We start from the raw sequence: 22010 nt of genomic DNA, 5'->3' as shown, positions 1-22010 counted from the left end.
GGTCAGGGCCTTCCAATCTTGATTGTGTCGATCTCTGCCGTACCGACCTCGTCGTGGCGTTTGACCGCCGCGCAGCATCCGCCCGCCCCGACGGGGCGGCCGCTGCGATGTCAACGAGAACCTGCACAAGCAAGATGGAAAGCCACATTCCTGAGAGCCGCGCCGCTGTATTCGTAGAGGACGCTGGGAGTTCTCTGTCAGTCATGCAATCTCACGCATATGGACGGTGTGTTGCTAACACTGCCGGTCGGTAGCGCGATATAGCACCTTCACCCGTGGTGGTGCGTGGGTCGTCCCGGATAGCTGGGCCAACCGATTGGGGGATAGGGCCTTGCTGCCTGTAGTCTTCTCGGCGGTGGCGTGTCCGAGCGGCCTAAGGAGCACGCCTCGAAAGCGTGTGACGGGTAACCCCCGTCCGAGGGTTCAAATCCCTCCGCCACCGCCATTACCCTCTGACTGCTAGAGCAGATCAGGGGGTATTTTTTTGCGCTTACCGGGTCGGCCCTCAGGCCTTGCCGGGGCAGTACACGGTGTTCGCGTCGTGCATCAGTTGAGACACCTGCTGCGACGCAAGTCCCTGCGCCATCAGCTGGCCGGTGATCTTCATGACCGCAAAACCGTAGGGGCTCATGCCAAAGCCGATACGCCCCTGATCCAGGGCATCGCAGGAGTCATGGCCCGCGGAGATCAACTGCTCGGGGTCCCCTTCGATGCCATGCGAGGCCAACAGCTTCAAATACTGGTCGTCAACAGCGTCGGCATGCGCCACTCCGCCCGACATCAGCACAGCGAAAGCCGCCACCACGATTGCTTTGAACATCGATCAAACCCCCGGTCCCCAGAGTGTTGTGCGGAAATATCCGGAGGGAAGTGTGGCAGTCTCACAGCATCCTCACGGTGACTTTGAAGGAAATTGCGAGGTTTTCGGTGTTCGGTCTGTATCGAACGCCGAACACGGCAGCGCTAGCCCGTACCGCGCCGACGCAACCACTCATCCAGTACGTGCAGCGACCGCGCGGTGCTATCGGTCACCACGCGCAGGAGCACCCTCTCGGAGTGATCGTTGATGTCGACGCCGTTGAGGCATGTCGTGAGGACGGTGCCGCCTTTCTCGGCGGTAAGGCGGTGGCTGATGGTCCAGCGGGCGGGATTGCCCTCGCGGACCGCGCCCACGAAGTCGACGGCCAGCAGCTCACCCGGATCCGCGGCGACGACGGTGCAATCGCCGGTGCCGAGTAGCCGGGTGCCCATGATGGCCGGATGAGTGATCCGGTACTGGCAACCGACCTCCGGTCGGAACCCGTCGGTCTGCAGGGACCACAGGTCCGGATCGACCATCGCCCGCCACACCTGCGGCGGCGGGTAGGCGAAAGATCGCTCGAACAAGATCATTTCGACGCCCTCACGCGGGCAGCGTAGGCGCTGCGCGGCGCCAGCGCTCAGTCTCGGCGCAATGTGAAGAAGTAGGGCTGGTCCATATCGCGCAGGTCCATGATGCCGAGCAATGTCGCGTCATCCACCTTGCGGAAGTGGTCGATGATCGCCTTGTGGTCGTAGACCATGGCCGCACTGACGGCGCCGCGGAACTCGATGTTGCGCAGCCGGGCGCGATGCTTGTTGGTCCGGATCAGCGGCTTGAGCGCGGACAGTGCGGTCGGCGAGGTGCGCTTGACCATCGGGGACTCAGTCAGCCCACTGATCCGGCCCGCCAGACCCATCGGTGCCAGCATCGGGTCGACCGCGAAGATATCGCCGCTAGCGTCGCTGAACAGCAGTGGATGCACATGATCGACATCGTCGAACTGCTTGCCGTACCAGCCCGACACCGTCAGGATGCCGTCCATCGAATGCCCGGTAGGCACCTCACCGCCATGCCAGCGCTGGCCTATCAACTCTTCGGATCGCACGGGCTCCAAATTGTCGAAGAAGACCAAGGCCTCTGCAGTGGTGGTGCCCTGTTCCAGCGCGAGAAGATCCGACATCGTTGTCATGAGCCGAGCCTACGACCCGAGGGCGCGACGTGCCCAGGGCAAAATAGCCTGCGATGACTGACCAGTACTTCTCCATCGACGCCACCTTGCCCGGGACTGCGGGCCGGGCCGGTGTCATTCATACCCCGCACGGCGACATCCAGACCCCGGCCTTCATCGCCGTCGGAACCAAGGCCACCGTCAAGGCGGTTCTGCCGGAAACCATGGCCGCGCTCGGGGCCCAGGCGGTGCTTGCCAACGCCTACCACCTCTATCTGCAACCCGGACCGGACATTGTCGACGAGGCCGGCGGACTGGGCGCCTTCATGAACTGGCCCGGGCCGACATTCACCGACAGCGGCGGGTTCCAGGTGCTCTCGCTGGGTTCCGGGGCGCGCAAGGTGATGGCGATGGAAGTCGACAGAGCGCGTGCTGACGACCATGTGATCGCAGGCAAGGACAAGCTCGCCCACGTGGATGACGACGGGGTGACCTTCACTTCGCATCTGGATGGGTCCACGCATCGGTTCACCCCCGAGGTGTCCATGCAGATCCAGCATCAGCTGGGCGCCGACATCATGTTCGCCTTCGACGAACTCACCACCTTGATCAATACCCGTGAATATCAGGAGGATTCGGTACAGCGCACCCACGAGTGGGCGCAGCGTTGCCTGGACGAGCACGAGAAGTTGACGCGTGAGCGCGCCGACAAGCCGTATCAGGCGTTGTTTGGTGTGGTGCAGGGCGCGCAGTACGAGGATCTTCGGCGCCAGGCCGCGCGGGGGCTGGAATCCCTCGTGAGCAGCGGGGATCGCGGCTTTGATGGTTACGGCATCGGCGGCGCGCTGGAGAAGCAGAATCTCGGCACCATCGTCGGCTGGGTGACATCCGAACTACCCGAACACAAGCCGCGCCATCTGCTCGGGATCAGCGAGCCCGACGACCTCTTCGCGGCGGTCGCGGCGGGGGCGGACACCTTCGATTGCGTGTCGCCGTCACGGGTCGCGCGCAACGCCGCCGTCTACACCCGCGATGGTCGGGTCAACATCACCGGCGCCAAGTATCGCCGGGACTTCACCCCCATCGACGCCGAGTGTGACTGCTACACCTGCGCGCATTACACGCGGGCGTACCTGCACCATCTGTTCAAGGCCAAGGAGATCCTGGCCTCTACCTTGGCCACTATCCACAACGAGCGGTTCACCATTGGATTGGTCGACCGCATCCGGGCCAGCATGGTGGACGGGCGCTTCGACGAGCTGCGGGACGACACGTTGGGCCGCTACTACGGTTAAATTCCGGCGGCCGGACGCCGTTGCCTCAGGCGGATCTCAGAATCTCAACGCACACTGGACGCATGCCTACTACGACCGATCCGGGCACCCTGCTTCTTCAGGTGCTCGACCCGGCCAATCGTGCGAATCCGTACCCCGTCTACGGCCAGTTGGTCGAGCAGACGCAGACCGGTCCGGTGCACCCGCCCGGTATGGCAGTGAGTGTGCTGGCGACCTTCGCGGACTGCAACGCGGTGCTGCGCCACCCGCAGGCGTCATCGGACCGCCGTAAGTCGAAGATCGTCCAACGACAGCTTGCCCAGAATCCCAATCTGGTCGGCAGGCCCTCGTTCTTGGGGCTGGACGCCCCCGATCACACTCGGTTACGTAAGTTGGCTTCAAAGGCATTCGCCCCCAAGGTGATCAACGCGATGGCGGAAGACATCCAGGCCCTGGTGGATCAGCTGGTGGAGAACCTCGCCCGGTGCGGAACCTTCAATCTGGTCACGGATTTCGCCTATCCGCTGCCCGTCGCGGTGATCTGCCGCATGCTGGGGGTCCCCATCGAAGACGAGCCGGAATTCGGCAGGGCCTCGGCGCTTCTCTCCCAGGGATTGGACCCGGTGTACGCGTTGACCGGACAGTCTCCGGCCAACATGGACGAACGGTTCCAGGCCGCTCACTGGATGTGGGACTACTTCATCGACCTCATCGCGGCCCGGCGGCGCAATCTTGGTGACGATCTGCTGTCCGCGCTGATCCAGGTGGAAGAGGCCGGTGATCAGCTCACCGAGGAGGAGATCATCTCCACCTGCACCCTGCTGCTCATTGCCGGACACGAGACCACCGTCAACCTGATCGCCAACGCCTCGCTGGCCATGCTGCGTGATCCAAAGCAGTGGAAACTGTTGGGGCAGAATGCTGATCGCGCACCCTTGGTTGTCGAAGAGACGCTGCGCTACGATCCGCCGGTGCACATGGTCGCCCGTGTCGCCGACGGGGACATGACCATTCGCGACTTCACACTGCCGAGCGGCGAGTGGGTGCTGCTGATGCTTGCTGCCGCACAACGTGATCCGGAGGTCGGCCCCGACTTGGATGTCTTCAATCCCGACCGTGCCGAGATCAAACACCTGGCCTTCGGGCACGGACCACACTTTTGTCTGGGTGCTCCGCTGGCCCGGCTGGAGGCCAAGCTGGCGTTGAGTTCGATCACCGCCCGGTTCCCGGAAGCCCGGCTAATGGGTGAGCCCACCTACCGGCCGAATGTCACGCTGCGCGGGCTCGCCGATCTTCCGGTGGGCATCGCCTAGCGCGCGACCGACTTCTCCAGACGCTGTTCCAGCCGGTCCTGCACCACCGACATCGCCATGCAGACGATCCAGTAGTAGACCCCGGCGGTGACGTAAAGCGTGAAGAACTGGAAGGTCGGTGCGGCGGCGACCTGCGCCGTGCGCATCACGTCGGTCACGAGGATCGCCGATGCCAGCGAGGTGTCCTTCACCAGCGAGATCAACGTGTTCGACAGCGGCGGCACCGCGACCCGGCTGGCCTGCGGAATGACGATGCGCCACAACGTGGTGCTGTAACTCATGCCCAGGCTGGAGGCGGCCTCCCACTGCCCGCGCGGAATGCTCAGGATGGACGAGCGGATGATTTCCGCGGCATAGCCGCCCACGTTGAGACTGAACGCGATGACGGCGGCGGGGAAGGGACTGATCTTCACTCCGAACTCGGGCAGTGCGAAGAAGATCAGAAACAGCTGAAGCAGCAGCGGCGTACCGCGAATAATCGAAATGTAGATGCGGGCGAGGCCGGATAGCACGCGATGATCCGACATGCGGGCCAACGCCACCCCGAGGGCGATCACCAGTCCGATCACGAAACTGATGGCGGTCAGCGGCAAGGTGACAGTGACCATGGCGCGTGCCATCGGCCACAGATTGTCCAGTACCAACTGAGTGTTGGATCTGACCTCACTGGAATCGTTCTGGCCTGCTTCGGTTTTGGTTGTTCCGCTGGCATCGGCCTTCAGGTATTTCTGGGAGATGCGGGTCAATGTGCCGTCGGCCGCCAGCTGATCCAGCGCCCTGTCGAGGTCGGGTAGTAGGCCGCTGTTCTTCCGGGCCGCGAACCCCTGCTCACTGCGCTGTCCGGTGGTCCCGGCGATCTTCACGGCCGGATCGCCGGTGCTGGCCAGGTAGGCGTAGACGGCGATGCTGTCGTTGATGACGACGTCGACCCTGCCCTGGCTCAGCAGGGTGATGGACTGGGTGAAGCCCTCGACCGTCTCCACCCGGGCGCCGGCGTCGCGGGCGATCTGCGACCAGTTGCTCGTCGCGTTCTCGGCGGCCACCTTGCCTCGGACATCGGCCAGGCCGTGAATGGTGTCGTCATTGGCGCGGGTGACGATCACGCCCTCGCCGAGGGCGTAGGGCTTAGACAGGTCGTACTTGGCCTTGCGTGCAGGGGTGATCGTGACTTGGTTCGCGACGACGTCGAACCGTTCGGCGTCCAGTCCGGCGAAGATCGCGTCCCAGGGAATCTCCACAAACTCCACCGGGCGGCCCAGTTTCTCACCGACGGCGCGGGCCACATCCACGTCGTAGCCCGTCAACTCCCCGGTGCGCCCGTCGTGAAAGCTGAACGGCGCGTACACGCCCTCGGTGCCGACGCGTAACGGTTCCTGTGCCGGGGCCGCGCAACCGGCTACCGCCACCAGTGCGAGAAGCGCAAGCATGATGGCACGAAGCACCGCGGGAGGCTAACACGATTCGTCCGCCTTCAGGTCGCTTCGAATCAGCCCGGGTATATCCAGGGCTGACACGGGATGCGCCCGGAATCGAACTGGCTCAGCAGATCGGCGGCGTCGGCGGCCTGGTACCCGAGCGAATCACAGATCAACGCGAACGCCCGATCCGCACCGAGATCGGCGAGGGTCACCGCGCCATCCCGTTTGGCCAACCGTGCCCCCGCGGTATTGAGAACCAAAGGGACATGGCCGTACGTCGGCACCGGATAGCCCAGCAGTGCGGCCAGATAGGCCTGCCGCGGTGCGGAGGCCAACAGGTCGTCGCCGCGCACCACCTGATCGACGCCCTGCTCCTGGTCGTCGATCACCACCGCGACGTTGTAGGCGGTGACGCCGTCACCGCGGCGCACCACGAAATCATCGACGAGGCCGGTGTATTCACCGTGTATCAGGTCGTGCACGGTGAATGACGAGTTTTCTGTGCGCAGTCGTAGCGCGGGCGGGCGCGCGGCGCGCCGTTGCTTTCGTTCGGATTCCGGCAGCTCGCGGCAGGTGCCCGGATACGCGCCCGGCGGTGAGTGTGGTGCCGTCGGGGCTTGGGCGATGTCTTTTCTGCTGCAATAACATTCGTACAGCAGGTCGCGAGAATCTAGCGAGGTGATCACCTCTCCGTAGGTGGTGGTCCGATCGGACTGCCACATCACGGGCAGCTCCCACCGCACACCGATCGCGGCGAGGTCGGCCAGCTGGCGCTGCGCCACCGCGGAGTTTGTCCGGGTATCGAGGTCCTCCACTCGCATCAGGAACCGGCGCCCGCTCGACTGCGCGAACAGCCATGCCAACAATGCCGTCCGTAGATTTCCTATGTGCAGGTCGCCCGAGGGGCTCGGTGCGAACCGCCCCGCACCCGTCATATAGTCTTCGCGCAAGCGCTCATCCGTCACACCAAGCCCGGCACAATATCGTTGAGACTGAACGCGATTGGTCGTTCGAGCTGCTCGTAGGTGCAGGAATGCGGATCGCGATCCGGGCGCCAGCGGTTGAATTGGGCGGTGTGCCGGAACCGCACGCCCTCCATGTGGTCGTAGCGAACCTCCACCACCCGCTCGGGGCGCAGCGCGACGAAGGACAGGTCCTTGCCGGCATTCCACCGAGAGCCCGCGTTCTTCTGCGGTGTGCGTTCGCCCGCCTCGTGCGCGGCCCAGTTCCACGGGTGCCCGTCGAGGGAGGTGACCAGTGGTTGCAGTTCCTGGAAGAGGCGCTTGCGTTCGGCCATGGGGAAAGCGCCGATTACGCCGACCGATGCCAACACGCCGTCGTTCTGATACAGGCCCAGCAGCAGCGACCCGATGGCGTCGTCGCCCGATTTGTGCACCCGGTACCCCGCGACAACGCAATCGGCGGTCCGTTCGGGCTTGATCTTGAACATCACGCGCTTGTCGGGTTGATAGGGGATCGCCAACGGTTTCGCGATGAGCCCATCGGTACCGGCCCCCTCGAACTTCTCGAACCAGTGCTGCGCCAGGGTCTGGTCGGTGGTCGCGGGGGTGAGGTGAATGGAGTTCCCGGCACCGGACAGTGCCTCGGTCAGCGCGGCACGCCGCTCGCTGAACGGCCGGGCCGTGTAGTCCTCGTTACCCAGCGCCAGCAGGTCGAATGCGATGAAGGAGGCGGGTGTCTGCTCGGCGAGCAGCCGTACCCGCGAATCTGCCGGGTGAATCCGCTGTTGCAGTGCCTCGAAATCCAGCCCCGCCTCGGTGGCGATCACGATCTCGCCGTCGACGACGCATCGCTGGGGCAGCTCGGCAAGAATCGCCGCCACCAACTCGGGGAAGTACCGGGTCAGGGGCTTCTCGTTGCGACTGCCCAGCTCTACCTCGTCGCCGTCACGAAACACGATCGACCTGAACCCATCCCACTTGGGCTCATAGGAGGCGTCGGCCGGGATTTTTGCGACAGGTTTTGCGAGCATTGGCGCGATAGGAGGCATGACGGGCAGGTCCATTCCCATATGATGACGGTAATGCCCACGCCCGCCGAGGAACTGGATGTCGACGGCATCGCCGTCCGGCTGAGCAACCCTGACAAGGTGTACTTCCCGCAGTTGGGAGCGGAGGGTGGCACCAAACGCCACCTCGCCGAGTACTACCGCACAGTGGCTGTCGGCCCGATGATGAACGCGGTGCGCGACCGCCCCACACACCTGCAGCGTTTCCCCGACGGCATCGACGGCGAAGAGATCTACCAAAAACGGCTGCCGAAGCACTATCCGGAGTACCTGGACAGCTGTGAGGTCACCTTTCCCTCTGGTCGCACCGCGGAGGTGCTGCGAGTGACCAAGCCCGCCGCGATCGTATGGGCAGCGCAGATGGGCACGGTGACGCTGCACCCCTGGCAGGTTCGTTTCCCCGATCTGGATCATCCCGACGAGCTGCGCATTGATTTGGACCCGCAGCCGGGAACCGGTTTCGACGAAGCCAAGTCGGTTGCGCTCGAGGTGTTGCGCCCGCTACTGGACGAGCTGGGGTTTGTCGCCTACCCGAAAACATCCGGCGGTCGCGGCATCCACGTCTACCTACGTATCGAGGCCCGTTGGGACTTCATCGAGGTGCGCCGGGCCGGGATCGCGCTGGCGCGCGAGGTGGAACGTCGCGCGCCCAAGCAGGTGACCACCTCGTGGTGGAAGGAAGAACGCGGGGAGCGCATCTTCATCGACTTCAACCAAAACGCGCGCGATCGCACCATGGCATCGGCGTACTCGGTGCGGCGCACGCCCATCGCCACCGTATCCACGCCGTTGACGTGGGAAGAACTGGTGGACGCCGAACCCGATGATTTCACCATCGCTACCGTGCCCGATCTGCTGCGGAAACGACCGGACCCCATGGCGAAGATGGATGATGCACCGCAGTCGATCGAGCCGCTGCTGGAGATGGTAGAACGAGACGAGGCGGACGGATTGGGGGATATGCCGTATCCGCCGAACTACCCGAAGATGCCGGGAGAACCGAAACGCGTTCAGCCGTCTCGGGATACCGATAGGAAGCAGTAGTGACGGTCCGCAGTATGTCGTGGCGGGCGGCTGGTGTGTGGTTGGCGGCCGGACTTGTGGCCGTGCTGCTGCAGCATTGGCTGATACCGCTGAACGCCCCGAACAGCTTCGGGTTGTTCACCAACGGTGGCGATCTGATGACCTACCGGTTCGGAGGTCTGCGGGTTCTGCACGGTGAACCGTTGTACGCCACCGAGATACCGGATGCGGGATGGTTCACCTATACCCCGTTCGCGGCAATGATCTTCGCGCCATTGGGTTTTGTGTCGTTGGGGGCTGCGAAGGTCATCTGGTTTTTGGTGAATCTGGGGGCCCTGTTCGCCATCATCTGGCGCTGCTGGCGGGTGCTCGGATACTCCGCGAATGCGCCCCTGGCTGTCGCGTGCGCGGGAATGAACTTGGTGGCCTGGGATATTCAGCCGATCCACGGCACCCTGTGGCAGGGGCAGGTGAATCTCGTACTGGCCGCACCCATCATCTGGGATCTCACCCGACCCGAAGGGGCCCGGTGGCGCGGCTGGTCGGTGGGTGTCGCCGCGGGTGTCAAACTGACGGCCGTCATCTTCGTTCCGTACCTGCTGATCACTCGACAATGGCGCGCCGCGTCAGCGGCGATGGTGACGGCCATGGGCACCGTGCTACTGGGATGGATTGTGCTGCCCTCTGATTCGTCCGACTATTGGTTGGGTGCGGTGCGGACGACGGGCCATATCGGCTCGCTGGACCATCCGGCCAACTCGTCGATAGGCGGCGTCCTGGCGAATATCTACACGCCGCAGCAGATGCCGACCTGGTTGTGGGTTCTACTCGCCGGCTGCGCCGCCCTGTGGGGAATGGCCGCCGCGTGGCGCGCGCATTCGGCGGGCCACGAGCTGCTCGCGGTCATCGTCGTTGGGATGGTCGGCTGCGTGGTCTCGCCGTTGGCGTGGACTCACCATTGGGTGTGGACAGTTCCGCTGATGGTGTTGTTGGTCAACCACATTCTGACGACGAAGGGCAGGGCCCGGTGGCAGTGGGCCGCGGCGTCCGCCGTGATCGCGCTGCTCGTGTCCATGTGGTGGTATCTGGGACTCTATGTGCGCGCGATGCGGCTGAATCCTGATTTCGAGTCCTACATCACCGGCTGGGACGCGGTCATCGCGCACATGTCGCGCGCGGAAAGAGTCTTCGACACGGCGCTCTATCCGTTGCTGTTTCTTGCGGTGGCGATTTGGGTACTCGCTACCAAACGCTTAGGGGCCGGTACCGTGCAGTAATGAGACATTGGGCGGCGGCCTGCGCCGTCGCGCTGTTCACGGTGAGTGGTTGTTCGTTATGGGATAAGGCTGGGTCCACCCAGATGTCCTACACACCGCAACAGACCGGCGCGTCGCCGGTTCGCTACGACTCGGACCCGCTGGAGCAGCGTTTCCCCAAGCTGCCCAAGCCGGTTACCGGTGAGTGGGTGCAGGGCTTCTTCAGTGACGAGCCCCTGCCCGGCCCCGACACCACGTATTGGGTGGACGCGATCATCGAGATGCCGCCGCAGCAGCTGGCCGCGTACGTGGCGCCCTTCCGTTCGAGCATGGTGCTCGCATCCAGGCCACGCCTGTGGAAGACCCTCGATGCCGGGGTGCCGTCCACCGCGCAGTTCGAGCGCAGCGATGAGCTTGACCGGATGTTGTCCACCAAGACCGACAAGGGTGGCTGGGAGGTCAAGGCGTTCGCGCCCAAGGACGGTTCGGTTCTCGTCCTGTCGGCGCGGGGTAAGGACGCCAGTTAGGACCGTCGGGTGCGACGGTTGCGCAGGCCGCGGGCCGGTTCGAGAACCTTCTCGACGGTGTCCTCGTCCTTGCCCTCCGCGTCCGGGGTCTCTTCGTCCTTGACGTCGGTGTTCTCGGCGTCTTCGGGCGCGACGGCCTCGTCCACGTCGGTGTCCTCGGGGGCCTCAGCGTCCCCGGCATCCGCAGAGTCCTCGGTGTCGGGTGTGGCGGCCTTCTTCTTGGCCGGGCGGGGCGTGCGTTCCGGCGCGGGACGCTCGGCCACGAAGGCCAGGTGATAGGCCGCGAACGCCAGGATCCCGATCGCCGCGGCGGCGCCGTACACCCCGAACTCCCAGATGCCGAACCGGTCCAGGTTCAGCCAGATCTCGGCGATCGCCGTTCCGGTGACCAGTGCACCGGCCAGGAAGCTGCCGGTGAAGGCGGCGGCACGCAGCGTGAGGGCCAGTTGTGGCGTCGCGAACTCGGGCCGACGGGTCTGCCGCCAGGCGGCGAGGGCCGGTACGCCCGCGGCCGCCAGCAGCGCGCCGCTGATGATGCGCATCCACGTACCGAAGGTGTGGCCGGTTGAGCCGTTCAGCTCAGGCCAGCGGGGCAGGGCGAAAAAGAAAAAAAGCAGTCCCGCGATCAAGGAGAGAGCGGCATGGCTGCTGGTCAGAACGATGGTCGCCGTCCGGCGTCCGGCAGCCATTGCCCTCCTTGATGCGGTCCTGCAGTGGCGGACGTACTTAAGCCTTACTTGAACATCCGTATTACTCCTTTGGACAGCATAGACACCTCGTCCGGGGATGATCCAAGCCTGCTTGACCAGGCGCGGGGCAAGTCACCGCTGATGTTGTCCGTAGACAAGCCGCGTCCGGTGCCGTCACGGGGGCTGACAGAGGCAGATCAGGCCGAGGTAGTTGAGATGTATGCGCGTGGCATGTCGCTAGCGGCGATTGCCCGTGAACGGCGGATGAGTCGGGGGTCGGTGGCGAAGCTGCTGGATCGGGCGGGAGTGGAGCGGAGGAAGGTGGGAAGAAGGAGGAAACGGGTTTAAGCCCTATTTTCCGACAGCTTTGAGAAATTATGCTGAACCGTATATTCGTACCCTAGATTCCTCGGTGCTCCCAAGTTTTCAAACGTTCTTCACATACTTTCTGATACGACTCCATCTCCTCTTGAGCCGCTATCTCGTGTTTGATAAAATCCATTGCTCCATTCCCAGCGCCCGGTATTATGATGACACCGTCTGACGCGATCAGTCGGCCGCTAAGTTTTGAAACGATACTGCTATTCAACATGTCCTTCTGCTGTTGTATCGCGGCAGCTTTCTTCTGGGCTGAGCTGTCTGTTTCGAGCTCGTCACATAGACGTTGGCATTCGATGAGCATGCTGCGGCAGAGTTCGTACTGTTCCCTATTTGGAGCGTCGATCATGTGAACTTTTCTAGCGAAATACAGTTGCTCTATATGTTCTAAGGTGGGGTCTACTACGTCGTAATCTGACACGTTGGCAAGCAGGAGGTGCCGCCCCAGCTCCATTCGACGCTTAAGTTTATGGCTCATCTCGGCGTACTCTTCGTCGGTTAACTTATTTTCGCTGCCGCCTGAGTTTTGCCTGCATAGGTAGTACTGCATGGTGTCAATTGCGGCAATCATGTTCTGAAATCCAAGCTCACGGCTATCGCCCCGAGAAGAATTGATACTGCTGACACGACTACGCTCGCCGAGGGCTATAGATTCCTTGGTCACCTTCCTGCCACCGCGATACCAAAGATAGCCAAAGATCAGTGCTATCAGCGCGATGACGGCACCTATGACTCCTGCCCATACCCCGATGGCTTCCATGGATGGAGTCTATCTCTTCAAGCGTCGTTGAACCTCGCAGATGTATGGGATAGTTCCTACAAGCAAGCAAATTTTGATTAGAAAGGTGCCTTATGGCCAAGAAGGTCACGGTAACGCTCGTGGATGATGTTGATGGTGAAGCTGCCGCCGACGAATCCGTAGAATTTGGCCTTGATGGCATTACCTACGAAATAGACCTTTCGTCTAAAAATGCCGAGAAGTTACGCAAGCAGCTCTCTGCCTGGGCGGAGCACGCTCGCAAGGTGAGCGGTCGCCGTGGCAGCTCGGGCTCAGGCCGTAAGCGGGCAACCATCGACCGTGCACAGAGTGCGGCAATCCGTGAGTGGGCTGGCAAGAATGGGCACGCGGTCTCATCGCGTGGGCGTATTCCTGCCGAGGTTATTGACGCGTTCAACGCAGCGAACTAATTAGTCAAGTATGCAAGGTCACTTTAGCGGCCAGACCTTTCGTGTTTTCAGGAAATCATCTGAAACCGCGTAGTCCCACAAATGCTCCCACACGCCGAAAAAAGCATGAATGTTCTGTTTATGCCAGGCTTTCCTCGTTAGTTCGCAGAACACATCTGCCAACCAGCGGGCAATGGTCAGGGCATAGTAACGGCCATACCGCTGAACAAGCTCGGCCTGCCCTGTGCGAATTGAGGCATCAAGTGGCGTGGTCATCACGTCGTTAGTCTCGTTGACAAACAGAACAGACGAGTAGGGGGCGAGTAGGGCATGAGCAAGTGCCGCCCGCGACTCAACACCTTGCTGCGCACGTTTTCCGTAATAATGTTTGGTCAGGATTGCTTCAGCGACATCGTTCCACCAGTTGGCAATCGGTTCGTCTTGGCTCAAATTAGGGTCGCCAAGTTCTGCAAAGTTGGCGTACCGGCCACGTCCGGCATCTGCAAATGCGTCAAGACAGTTGAGGATGCTTGATGTAATTTCATTCTTCGGGCGGGAGTAGCGGATCTCCAGTTGGTGGTTGTTTGCGATTTCTTCGACCTTGTCGCAAAGTATAGTTAACTTATGCCCGTAAGACTTCACGAACTTTTGAGTCGGCAATTCGCCTTGGTGGTTGATGGCATGGTCTGCGACTAGGATGAGCTTGCAGAGACGCTCTAAACCAATTGACAGACCGAAAAATGCCGTGTAATACACGCCTGTGAGATCGGCGTAGTTGGCATGTCCTAGTGCTGTCGCACCGGAGCCTATTAACTGCCGCACGAGTGCAGCTTCGCGTCCAAGGGCACGCCACTCAGGTATGTCCCAGGGGTTCCTTGCGTCGGTCATATCAAGTAGCCTATGCGGACTAGCAAGGCTAATCAACGGATTTTACTTATCACGTTGGTGGTTGAAGGATGTCGCTTGCTTCCCTTGCGTTGTTCGTTCGCTGGGCTGTTGCAGATTCTCGAGCGAGCAGGTCGAGAACAAATTCTCTTAGGTGCGGAAGTCTTCGCGCGATTTCTGCAGGCTCGGGTCGTTCAGTCTCAGTAGTATTGCCGTGTACTATTGCGCTTCGTCCAGCGTAGTTTTCGTCAAAGAACTTTCTGGCGCTCTTTCCATCGTATTTCTTGGGATCGAGCTTACCCGCCAGATCTTTACCGAGCCTCAGAATGGATTTCTTCTGCGCTTCTTCGAGCACTTTCGCAATTTGGTCGCGTACTTGGGTATCCCACCGTTCAGATCCCATCACTTCGCCTTGTAGATTTTTCAGTGCTGCAACTAGCGTCTTGTCATCCTTTTCGGGTTTTGTATCGGCAATCAGTGCCTCGATAGCAGTGACGAACAATATGTACTTGATTTCCAAATTCGTCGTCGCCAGCGCCATATGGAACGTTGTGTACGCCAGTTCAAGTTGCCGATTCAGCCCGTCCGGCACTAACTCGCGTGCCGTGGATAAATCTTCTGACAGAAAGTTGTCCAGTAGTCGCGCAACGCGTATTTCCGCTCTTCCGCTAACTCTGATAGCGTTTCCTTCGGGCTGTAGGTAAACACGCAGTCCGCGCGCTTCAGCTGATCGTTCTCGGTCGCCCTCTTCGTGCTGCATCGGCACTGCGTCAAAGTCAGCGCCAATTTCAGCCTTTGCAAAAGCCACCAAGAGTTGTTGACGCCAAAGCATGCCAGCTTCAAATGCCGCATCCGAAGACGGGAACCCTTCGCCTCGAAGCATTAGCCAGTCGGCGTTCTTAAAGCCTGTTTGACTGTGCTCGGGATATAGCGCGACAACTTCGGTGCCTGAATCGTGGATCACACGCGTTGTTTCGGAAGAATCTAAGGTCTTGTCGCCCAAGACAATCCTGTTTTCAAAGGCGTAAGGCATAGATGGATTCTATGCGCGTGCTTCACAGCGGAATGCGCTAAAACATGACTCTGACGTTTGCTCTTGCAGCACGCTTCCGCCCCGGTTAGCCTCGTCACATGTCTGGTGGGGTGTTGGGGGTTCCTCCTGAGGAGCTGCAGCGCGTATCGCGGCTGATTGCTGCGACGGCAGCGGGTGATGCGCGGACGCGGCAAGTCCGGTGGGTTCTATTTCTATTTCGTCTGTCGAGGACGGCAAAGCAAGGTCTGTGATCTGCCCTATATCCGAGCGAGTCAGGCAGAGCATGCCGTGGCAGAGCACTACCGCACCGTCACCCTCGGAGAAGATTTCAAGATTCGGCTTTCAGAACTGTTCGCAGGAGCGGTAGACCAGTCTCGGGCTTCCCGACACAGTGACCGTACCCGGATGAAAAAGCGCCTGACCGAACTCGACCGGCAAGAAGATCGCTACGTCGAACTAGCTCTTGACCCGGACTGGCCGAAAGAAAAGATCACCGCCAAACTGCGCCAGCTCCGCGACGAACGCAAACGCCTGATCCAAGAACTCGATGCCGGTGTTCAGTCCATCACTCAGGCATTCACGAACGTATCCCACGTCCTCGACTACCTCGACAGCCGTATGAGATGTACCGAGAGAGCGGCAACAGATACAAGGCGGCTCTCAATCGCACGATTTTCAACCGCCTGTACCTCAATGTGGACGATGACCAGCCAAACGCATCCCCAGACGGGAGCAGGACGGTCTACGTGGCCTCAGACGAACTGAGCGAGCCGTTCGAGGAAATCATCGAGCTACGGCGCGACTGGCACGCACGCCAGACCACAGGCGGCACGGGCATCCAAACCTTGCACCGACACCACTACAGCCGCAAAAACAACAGCAGCGCCCCTGTTAGGGACGCTGCCGCTGATAACACCACGGTGCTCTCACTACTTGAACAGGCGTTTTATAGCCCTCAGTGTTCAAATAGCAGCACTTTGGCGGAGGATAGGGGATTTGAACCCCTGAGGGCTATTAACCCAACCCGCGTTCCAGGCGAGCGCCATAGGCCACTAGGCGAATCCTCCGTCGGTCATGGTAGCGGACTGGGCTGGGTGCTTATGTCCACCGTCGCCGTGACCGGCCCGGATGCACGTCGTGAGCTGGCCACGAGGGCCGCGCCGGCGATCAGCGCGACTACGAGAGCACCCAGCAGCGGCCGGAACCCGAGAGCACGCGCGAGGTAGGGCGCGGAGCTGGCACCGAGAAAGACCGTGAATCCGTACAGGGCTGTACCCGCACCGCGTCGGGGAGCGGCCCGATCGCCGAACATGGTGACCATTGCCGTGGAGGCGATCGCGATCCCGGCGACGAAGATATTGCTGCCGACGATGATGACCGGAATCGATTCGGCACCTAGCGCCTCGACAGCCAGTCCCACGGCGGCCAGCAGGTATCCCACCAGCGCCCCGGTTTCGGTACCGACCTTGCCCACCCATGACCCGACAAACGGGGCCACCAACATTCCGGGAATGCCGGCCAGCCGAATCGTGGTGCCCATGGATTCGGGCAGGTGCAACGCATCCACCAGCTGAGTCGCCAGGCTCGTGTACATCGCGACGAACGACAACATCAGCACGAAGACGGCCGCCAGTGGCACCGCGATATCGGCACGGGTGAGTAGGCGAGCCTGTGCGGCGAAGCCCGACACCACCCGCGCCGACGGGTCCCCGCTGCGCTCCTCGCGCATGACGAGCGCCAGCAGCGCGACATTGACCGCGAGTCCGGCGGCGCTCACCCAGAACAGCCACTGCCAACCCCATGCGTCAGTGATGACGGAAGCCATTACCTGGCCGAGCACACCCGCCATCAGGTACGCGGTGGATACCGCGCCGATCGCGGTGGTCGCCGTCCGTCGCGGCAGCGCCTCTCCGAGATAACTCAACGCGGACGGCGAGAACGCGCCTCCGGCGAAACCTTGCAGCACCAGGAGCAATCCGAACAGTGCGGGTGTCGGGGCGAAGGGAACCAGGAAGGTCAGGACGGCCATGACGGATACCCCGGCGAGCAGTACAGGCCGACGGCCAAAGCGGTCTGTCACGGGCCCGAACAGCAGGAAACCCGCCGCGTAGCCGAAGAGTGCCGCGGACAGGGCGGGCGTCATGTTCTGCCCGCCGTAGGACGCCGACACCGAGTGGTGGATCGGAATCCACACGTAGAGCTGCATGGTGACCTGCAGCGCGCACAGCACGATCAGGACAACCCGCGTCATTTCTGCACTATTGGCCGGGCACGGGTGCACCGGCAACCAGCGGCCGCATTGTCCGTCACCTCCGAGATCGGCTGATTCCCAGCGATTCTCCAGACTGCCCGGGGATGTTCTTCAGGAATCGCGGGGACAATCGGGGCGTGTCGCCGTCGGGGACATTGGTGTTGGCCGAGCTGCCCGCCTATGCGCGAAACAATCCGCTGTACGCAGGCCCGTCGCTCATTCACGGCTGGCTGCCGGTGGCGATTCAGCTTCTGGCCGCGCTGACACTGGTTGCCGGTCTCTATCGCAGGCCACGGAGTTGGCTCCGTGTGTGGGTGCCCAGTGCCGTGCTGTGCGGTGTGGCTGTGGGTTCATTGGCGTACTGGTACATCACCTCGCAAGGGATGGCCGACAACCCGCCGCCGCTCCTGCTGTGGACATGGATCGGTTTGGCCGCAGTGGCATTGGTTGTCGTGATCGCGGGCTGGGTGCGGACACAGTGGATACGGCGGGGCGCGATGATGCTGGCGGTGCCGCTGTGTCTGTTGGCCGCCGCCACGGTGCTCAATCAGTGGATCGACTACTACGACACGTTGCGCTTGGCGTGGGCGGCGGTGACCGCCGGCCCATTGCCCGACGAGGCCGATTTGGCGACGGTGCAGGACCTGAAGGGCAAAGGATCCACGACAACGGGGCGGGTCGTTCCCGTCGATATCCCTGCGGACGCTTCGGGATTCCGTCACCGCGCCGAGTACGTCTACCTGCCACCCGCCTGGTTCGCGCGGCCCGCGCCCCCGCAACTTCCTGTCATCGTCATGATCTCCGGGGCGTGGTCGACGCCCGCCGACTGGGTACGCCAGGGCAACGCGGCCGGTGCCATGGACCGCTTCGCGCGGTCACATGACGGTGTCACCCCGGTACTGGTTTTCGCCGACACCGGAGGCTCATTCAACAACGACACGGAATGTGTCAACGGGCCGCGCGGCAACGTCGCCGATCACATCACCAAAGAGGTTGTTCCTTATGTGACTTCAGAGTTCGGCACCAGTGCGAGCCCCGGCAGCTGGGGTGTCGTGGGCTGGTCGATGGGCGGAACCTGTGCGGCCGACCTGACCATCACCCACCCGGAGCTCTTCCACGCCTTCGTCGACATGGCCGGCGACCTCACTCCCAACGCGGGCACCAAGGATCAAACGGTGGCACGGCTCTACGCCGGTGACGAAGGACAGTGGGCGCGGTTCGACACGTTGTCGGCGATGCGGAGCCATGGCCGCTATCAGGATGTGGCGGGCTGGCTGGACGTATCGACGACCGCAAAGATCAGGGCGGGGCAGGAGCAGTTCACCGGCCCGATCGCGGCGAGTCGGCTCTGTGCGGCGGCGTTGCCCGCCGGCATCGAGTGTGCGGTGGTGCGGCGGACCGGCAACCACGACTGGGCGTACGCGCAGGAGGCCTTCGCGGATGCCTTCCCGTGGATTGCCGGGCGGTTGGGCACGGCCGGCGTGACGCGGACGGCGCTGCCCGCGCAGGCGCAGTGAATTGCAATCATTGGCAACGTAATCCGTCACGTTGTGACGGGCTCCGGCATGCCGCAAGATGTGTGCATGCGCGCCGCCTACATCGAGCAGCGAGGACCCGCGGAGAACATCAGATACGGCACGCTTCCCGAACCTGTGGCGGGGGCCGATGAGGTGCTCGTCCAGGTCGGCGCGGTAGCCGTCAATCCGGTCGACACCTTCGTGCGGTCGGGTGCGTACCCGACGTCAATTCCGCTACCGTTCGTGGTGGGACGCGACCTGGTCGGCACGGTTGTGCACGATGCCGGGGGATTCCGTGCCGGCGACCAGGTGTGGTGCACCAGTCTCGGATACGACGGAAGGCAAGGTGCTACAGCGGAATTGGCCATAGTGCCGGCCGAAAGACTGTATGAGTTGCCGGCGGATGTCGATCCGCTGGCGGCCGTCGCGTTGGCCCACCCGGCCTCCACCGCATATCTGGCAACCGTCGAGTATGGCGAAATCAGGGCCGGGGAAACAGTGCTGATTGTCGGCGCCGGCGGAAATGTGGGGTCGGCGGCCATCGCCCTCGCGGTCCGAAGCGGTGCGCGGGTGATCGCGGTTGCCTCCCAGCGCAGCCTGGACAGATGCAGGCAACTTGGCGCCCATGAGGCGTACGACTACACCACGGACTGGCTTGGGCCGGTGAGTAAGGCGCACCACGGTGGCGTCGACGTCTATGTCGACACTTCGGGTGTCAACGATCTCGCCGCAGCGGTGGATCTGCTTGCGCCACACGGCCGCATCGTCCTGCTATCGGGAGACGGTACCCGGGAGACCCAGCGGGCCGTCCCCCTGGGTCCGCTGTACCGCAAGAGCGGATCCATCCGCGGATTTGTCATGTCCAGGGCGTCGACCTGTCAGCTCGCCGGTGCGGCCCAGCGCACCGCGATTCTGTTGTCCGACGGCGACCTGACACCGAATACCATTGATATGATGCAGTTTTCGGAAGCGGCGCGGGCGCACCGGCGTATCGAAACCGAGGTCATGAGCGGCACTCGCCTCGTACTGCTGCCCGCGTGATTCCCGGCCGCAACCAGGCGTTTACCGTCCACGGCTCATCGACTTGACGGACCCGGAAACCAACTTGACGGACCGTCCGCGGATACATCGCTGCACCCCAGCACCGGTGCCAGCCTTTTATGCGTGACCCTCTTCGAAATCGAAACCAGCGCCTTCTCCACCGCAACCCCTGACGAGCTGTACGCCTTGGTCAGCGACCTCCCCGAGAGTGGTCGTTGGAGTCCCGAATGCATTGGTGGACAGTGGATATCCGGTGAACCGGGCCAGGTCGGCGCCCGCTTCCGCGGAAACAACAATCGTGCGACCGATGTCGTTGCCTGGGCGCCGGTGGTGCGCGGCGGCTGGCAGACGGAGAGTGAGATCGTGGCCGCCGAAGCGCCTAGGCAGTTCAGCTGGTCCATCCTGAATCGATCGGGCGAACTGCAGGAGAGCGTCTGGAGCTACTTTGTCGATGCCGCCGAGGGCGGATCGATCCTGCGGCACCACTACCGGATGGGTAAGCCCACCGAGGGCATCACCGAGATCATGTCGCACCTCGATGAAGAGGGTAAGCAGCGGTTCGTCAGTGAGTGGGGCGACAAGCTCCGCGCCGATATGCAGGCCACCGTGGACGCCATCGCGCGTATCACCGAGGAGTCTCGCGCAACCCAGGAAGCCGGAGTACCCCAATGATTCTGCAGCGCATCGGAAACCGCGGTATCAAGCTCGGCACGCTCTTCGAGCGCGCCGCACGCAGGCACCCCTCCAACACCCTGACGCTGGATCACCGGCCTTCGCTGGCTCCGCAGCTGGAGGGCACCGCGACCATCGCCGCGGTGGCTGCCGCGGTGGACGATATCGCGCGACGGCTGCGTGCCGCCGGTGTCGCTCCGGGCGAAAAACTGGTCATCCACAAGTCCGATGGTTTCGACATCACGTTGGCGGCATGTGCCGCCGCCCGAGTGGGCGCGGTACCAGTTCTGCTGTCCCCCAAGCTCGACGGCCCGACGGTGGCCACCCTCATCAGGCGGGTCGGCAACCCGACGCTGTTGACCGACGCCGCCAAGCTCGACGGTGAGCTGGCAGGCGAGCCCATCGCCGAAATCACTTCTCGCGTCTTACTCGCCGAGGGCGAACACCCCCAGGCCGTCACACTGTCAGGACTGACTCCCGCCGCTGCGGCGCCTGCCGTTATCCCTAGTCCACACGATCCGGCCCTTATCACCCACACCTCCGGTACCACCGGAGTGCCCAAGCTTGCGGTGCACACCAACTTCACCTTTGAGGCGCGCTATCGCCCACAAGCCGCCGTGGCCGCACTGGTGCGCCGCCGCGAGCCCATCGTTATCCACGTGTCCTTCGTGCATTCGCGTCTGGTGACCGCACTGGCGATCGCGATCCTGCGCGGCTTCCCGGTGGTGGTACTCGTCGACGACGAACCCGAGCACGCCGCGGAGATCTTCCTGCGCGTGAAGCCGGGAATCCTTGAGGCCCACCCGAATACTTTTATCAACTGGGAGGTGCTGGCCGAAGACCCGCGACGCCCACTGGCCTCGGTGAAGTACTTCAGCAGCACCTTCGATGCCATTCATCCTCGCACCGTGCGCACGCTGCTCGCGGCCTCGGGTCGGCGGCGCCCGCTATTCGGACAGCTATACGGACAAAGCGAGGTTGGTCCTATCGTGGCACGCGGGTTCAGCCGCTTCCGTTCCGCGGACTCCGATGGGCGTTGCGTCGGTTACCCCTTCCCGGGCATGACCGATGTGCGGATCGTGTCACGCAATGGACAGCCGCCGTCGTCGGAAAACCCCGGCTACATCGAGGTGCGCACCGACGGCCGGATTCGTACCTATCTCGGCGAGCAGGAACGCTACGACAAGCAGCTCGATGACGGCTGGTGGCGGATGGGCGATGTCGGCTACCGCACCCGCTGGGGTTGCATCCATCTGCTCGATCGCGAGGTTGACCTCATCGACGGTTTCGGCAGCACCCTGGCCGCCGAGGATCGTCTGTTCCTGGCGGTCGATGAGCTCACCGAGGTGATCATCGTCGCCGGTCCGAATGGCCTCGCCCAGCCGGTCGTGTGCACGAAAAACGATGTGCCGCTGAATCTGAACGCGTGGGACGCGGCGGCGGCGCAGCTGCCACCCATGGCGCCGCCCTTGCAGCTGCGTCTCGATGAACTGCCGCAGACGGCCACCACGAAAATCAAGAGGCTGGAACTGTCTGCGCGCATCGGAGCGGGGGCCCTCTGATGAGC

General features: G+C 62.6%; 22 protein-coding genes and 2 tRNA genes. 12 read left to right on the top strand and 12 right to left on the bottom strand.

What is annotated here, in order from left to right; all coding sequences use genetic code 11:
• Positions 1-354: 354 nt before the first annotated feature.
• Positions 355-445, top strand: a tRNA-Ser gene (locus BKG76_RS09740).
• Positions 446-505: 60 nt separating this feature from the next.
• Here BKG76_RS09740 and BKG76_RS09735 read toward each other — a convergent pair.
• The 3 genes from BKG76_RS09735 to BKG76_RS09725 all read right to left on the bottom strand — a co-directional run bounded on the left by BKG76_RS09735 (position 506) and on the right by BKG76_RS09725 (position 1991).
• On the bottom strand, positions 506-820 hold the full coding sequence (locus tag BKG76_RS09735; protein WP_070937469.1) for a DUF732 domain-containing protein: 315 nt from the start codon (positions 818-820) through the stop codon (positions 506-508).
• Between the two features lie 143 nt (positions 821-963).
• On the bottom strand, positions 964-1392 hold the full coding sequence (locus BKG76_RS24355; protein ID WP_083337993.1) for an SRPBCC family protein: 429 nt from the start codon (positions 1390-1392) through the stop codon (positions 964-966).
• A 47-nt stretch (positions 1393-1439) separates the two neighbouring features.
• The gene (locus tag BKG76_RS09725; RefSeq protein ID WP_070937468.1) at positions 1440-1991 is read right to left on the bottom strand and encodes a DUF4334 domain-containing protein; all 552 of its coding nucleotides are present in this window, start codon (positions 1989-1991) and stop codon (positions 1440-1442) included.
• Between the two features lie 53 nt (positions 1992-2044).
• Here BKG76_RS09725 and tgt point away from each other — a divergent pair, with 53 nt between their 5' ends.
• Together tgt and BKG76_RS09715 are read left to right on the top strand one after the other, a co-directional pair.
• On the top strand, positions 2045-3265 hold the full coding sequence (gene tgt, locus BKG76_RS09720) for a tRNA guanosine(34) transglycosylase Tgt (protein WP_070937467.1): 1221 nt from the start codon (positions 2045-2047) through the stop codon (positions 3263-3265).
• A 62-nt stretch (positions 3266-3327) separates the two neighbouring features.
• Positions 3328-4557, top strand: coding sequence for a cytochrome P450 (locus BKG76_RS09715; protein ID WP_070937466.1), 1230 nt, complete (start codon positions 3328-3330; stop codon positions 4555-4557).
• Here BKG76_RS09715 and BKG76_RS24350 read toward each other — a convergent pair.
• Genes BKG76_RS24350 through BKG76_RS09700 form a run of 3 tightly spaced genes read right to left on the bottom strand, consistent with a single transcriptional unit; the run spans position 4554 to position 8001 of the window.
• Complete coding sequence (locus BKG76_RS24350; protein WP_109420676.1) at positions 4554-5999, bottom strand: ABC transporter substrate-binding protein/permease; 1446 nt, start codon at positions 5997-5999, stop codon at positions 4554-4556. The genes BKG76_RS09715 and BKG76_RS24350 overlap by 4 nt on opposite strands.
• Before the next feature lie 44 nt (positions 6000-6043).
• Positions 6044-6910: a tRNA glutamyl-Q(34) synthetase GluQRS gene (gene gluQRS, locus BKG76_RS09705; RefSeq protein WP_070939093.1), complete on the bottom strand. Its 867-nt coding sequence runs from the start codon at positions 6908-6910 to the stop codon at positions 6044-6046.
• Positions 6911-6936: 26 nt separating this feature from the next.
• Positions 6937-8001, bottom strand: a complete 1065-nt coding sequence (locus BKG76_RS09700) for an ATP-dependent DNA ligase (protein WP_070937465.1) — start codon at positions 7999-8001, stop codon at positions 6937-6939.
• Between the two features lie 18 nt (positions 8002-8019).
• Between BKG76_RS09700 and ligD the strand changes: the two genes are divergently transcribed.
• From ligD to BKG76_RS09685, 3 genes are read left to right on the top strand one after another with little or no spacing between them, the layout of a single operon-like run.
• Positions 8020-9048, top strand: a complete 1029-nt coding sequence (gene ligD, locus BKG76_RS09695; protein ID WP_070937464.1) for a non-homologous end-joining DNA ligase — start codon at positions 8020-8022, stop codon at positions 9046-9048.
• Positions 9048-10304, top strand: a complete 1257-nt coding sequence (locus BKG76_RS09690; protein ID WP_070937463.1) for a glycosyltransferase 87 family protein — start codon at positions 9048-9050, stop codon at positions 10302-10304. Before ligD ends, BKG76_RS09690 begins: the two co-directional genes overlap by 1 nt.
• Positions 10304-10810: a hypothetical protein gene (locus BKG76_RS09685; protein WP_070937462.1), complete on the top strand. Its 507-nt coding sequence runs from the start codon at positions 10304-10306 to the stop codon at positions 10808-10810. Before BKG76_RS09690 ends, BKG76_RS09685 begins: the two co-directional genes overlap by 1 nt.
• Here the strand turns inward: BKG76_RS09685 and BKG76_RS09680 are convergent.
• The gene (locus BKG76_RS09680; RefSeq protein ID WP_070937461.1) at positions 10807-11499 is read right to left on the bottom strand and encodes a hypothetical protein; all 693 of its coding nucleotides are present in this window, start codon (positions 11497-11499) and stop codon (positions 10807-10809) included. The genes BKG76_RS09685 and BKG76_RS09680 overlap by 4 nt on opposite strands.
• Positions 11500-11899: 400 nt before the next feature.
• On the bottom strand, positions 11900-12637 hold the full coding sequence (locus BKG76_RS09670) for a hypothetical protein (RefSeq protein ID WP_070937459.1): 738 nt from the start codon (positions 12635-12637) through the stop codon (positions 11900-11902).
• Positions 12638-12729: 92 nt separating this feature from the next.
• Between BKG76_RS09670 and BKG76_RS09665 the strand changes: the two genes are divergently transcribed.
• The gene (locus BKG76_RS09665) at positions 12730-13065 is read left to right on the top strand and encodes a histone-like nucleoid-structuring protein Lsr2 (protein WP_070937458.1); all 336 of its coding nucleotides are present in this window, start codon (positions 12730-12732) and stop codon (positions 13063-13065) included.
• 18 nt (positions 13066-13083) lie between these two features.
• On the opposite strand, the gene BKG76_RS09660 is transcribed toward BKG76_RS09665, so the two are convergent.
• Together BKG76_RS09660 and BKG76_RS25015 are read right to left on the bottom strand one after the other, a co-directional pair.
• The gene (locus BKG76_RS09660; protein ID WP_070937457.1) at positions 13084-13932 is read right to left on the bottom strand and encodes a hypothetical protein; all 849 of its coding nucleotides are present in this window, start codon (positions 13930-13932) and stop codon (positions 13084-13086) included.
• A gap of 49 nt (positions 13933-13981) precedes the next feature.
• Complete coding sequence (locus tag BKG76_RS25015; protein ID WP_131815809.1) at positions 13982-14962, bottom strand: hypothetical protein; 981 nt, start codon at positions 14960-14962, stop codon at positions 13982-13984.
• Positions 14963-15139: 177 nt separating this feature from the next.
• Here BKG76_RS25015 and BKG76_RS25010 point away from each other — a divergent pair, with 177 nt between their 5' ends.
• Positions 15140-15727, top strand: a complete 588-nt coding sequence (locus BKG76_RS25010; RefSeq protein WP_207543762.1) for a zinc ribbon domain-containing protein — start codon at positions 15140-15142, stop codon at positions 15725-15727.
• Positions 15728-15940: 213 nt separating this feature from the next.
• Here the strand turns inward: BKG76_RS25010 and BKG76_RS09645 are convergent.
• Both BKG76_RS09645 and BKG76_RS09640 read right to left on the bottom strand, forming a co-directional pair.
• Positions 15941-16029 (bottom strand) — tRNA-Ser (locus BKG76_RS09645).
• A 5-nt stretch (positions 16030-16034) separates the two neighbouring features.
• On the bottom strand, positions 16035-17213 hold the full coding sequence (locus BKG76_RS09640) for an MFS transporter (RefSeq protein WP_070937454.1): 1179 nt from the start codon (positions 17211-17213) through the stop codon (positions 16035-16037).
• Between the two features lie 137 nt (positions 17214-17350).
• Between BKG76_RS09640 and BKG76_RS09635 the strand changes: the two genes are divergently transcribed.
• The 4 genes from BKG76_RS09635 to BKG76_RS09620 all read left to right on the top strand — a co-directional run bounded on the left by BKG76_RS09635 (position 17351) and on the right by BKG76_RS09620 (position 22005).
• Complete coding sequence (locus BKG76_RS09635; protein ID WP_236737553.1) at positions 17351-18730, top strand: alpha/beta hydrolase; 1380 nt, start codon at positions 17351-17353, stop codon at positions 18728-18730.
• A 66-nt stretch (positions 18731-18796) separates the two neighbouring features.
• Positions 18797-19771, top strand: coding sequence for an NADPH:quinone reductase (locus tag BKG76_RS09630; protein WP_070939091.1), 975 nt, complete (start codon positions 18797-18799; stop codon positions 19769-19771).
• A gap of 123 nt (positions 19772-19894) precedes the next feature.
• On the top strand, positions 19895-20443 hold the full coding sequence (locus BKG76_RS09625; protein ID WP_070937453.1) for an SRPBCC family protein: 549 nt from the start codon (positions 19895-19897) through the stop codon (positions 20441-20443).
• The gene (locus BKG76_RS09620) at positions 20440-22005 is read left to right on the top strand and encodes an AMP-binding protein (RefSeq protein ID WP_070937452.1); all 1566 of its coding nucleotides are present in this window, start codon (positions 20440-20442) and stop codon (positions 22003-22005) included. The genes BKG76_RS09625 and BKG76_RS09620 overlap by 4 nt, the downstream gene beginning before the upstream one ends.
• The last annotated feature ends 5 nt before the right edge of the window (positions 22006-22010 follow it).

The organism is Mycobacteroides franklinii (assembly GCF_001853795.1).
In the GTDB taxonomy this organism is placed as follows: domain Bacteria; phylum Actinomycetota; class Actinomycetes; order Mycobacteriales; family Mycobacteriaceae; genus Mycobacterium; species Mycobacterium franklinii.
The sequence above is the reverse complement of the archived record's forward strand: the minus strand, read 5'-3'. Positions and strand labels throughout refer to the sequence as shown.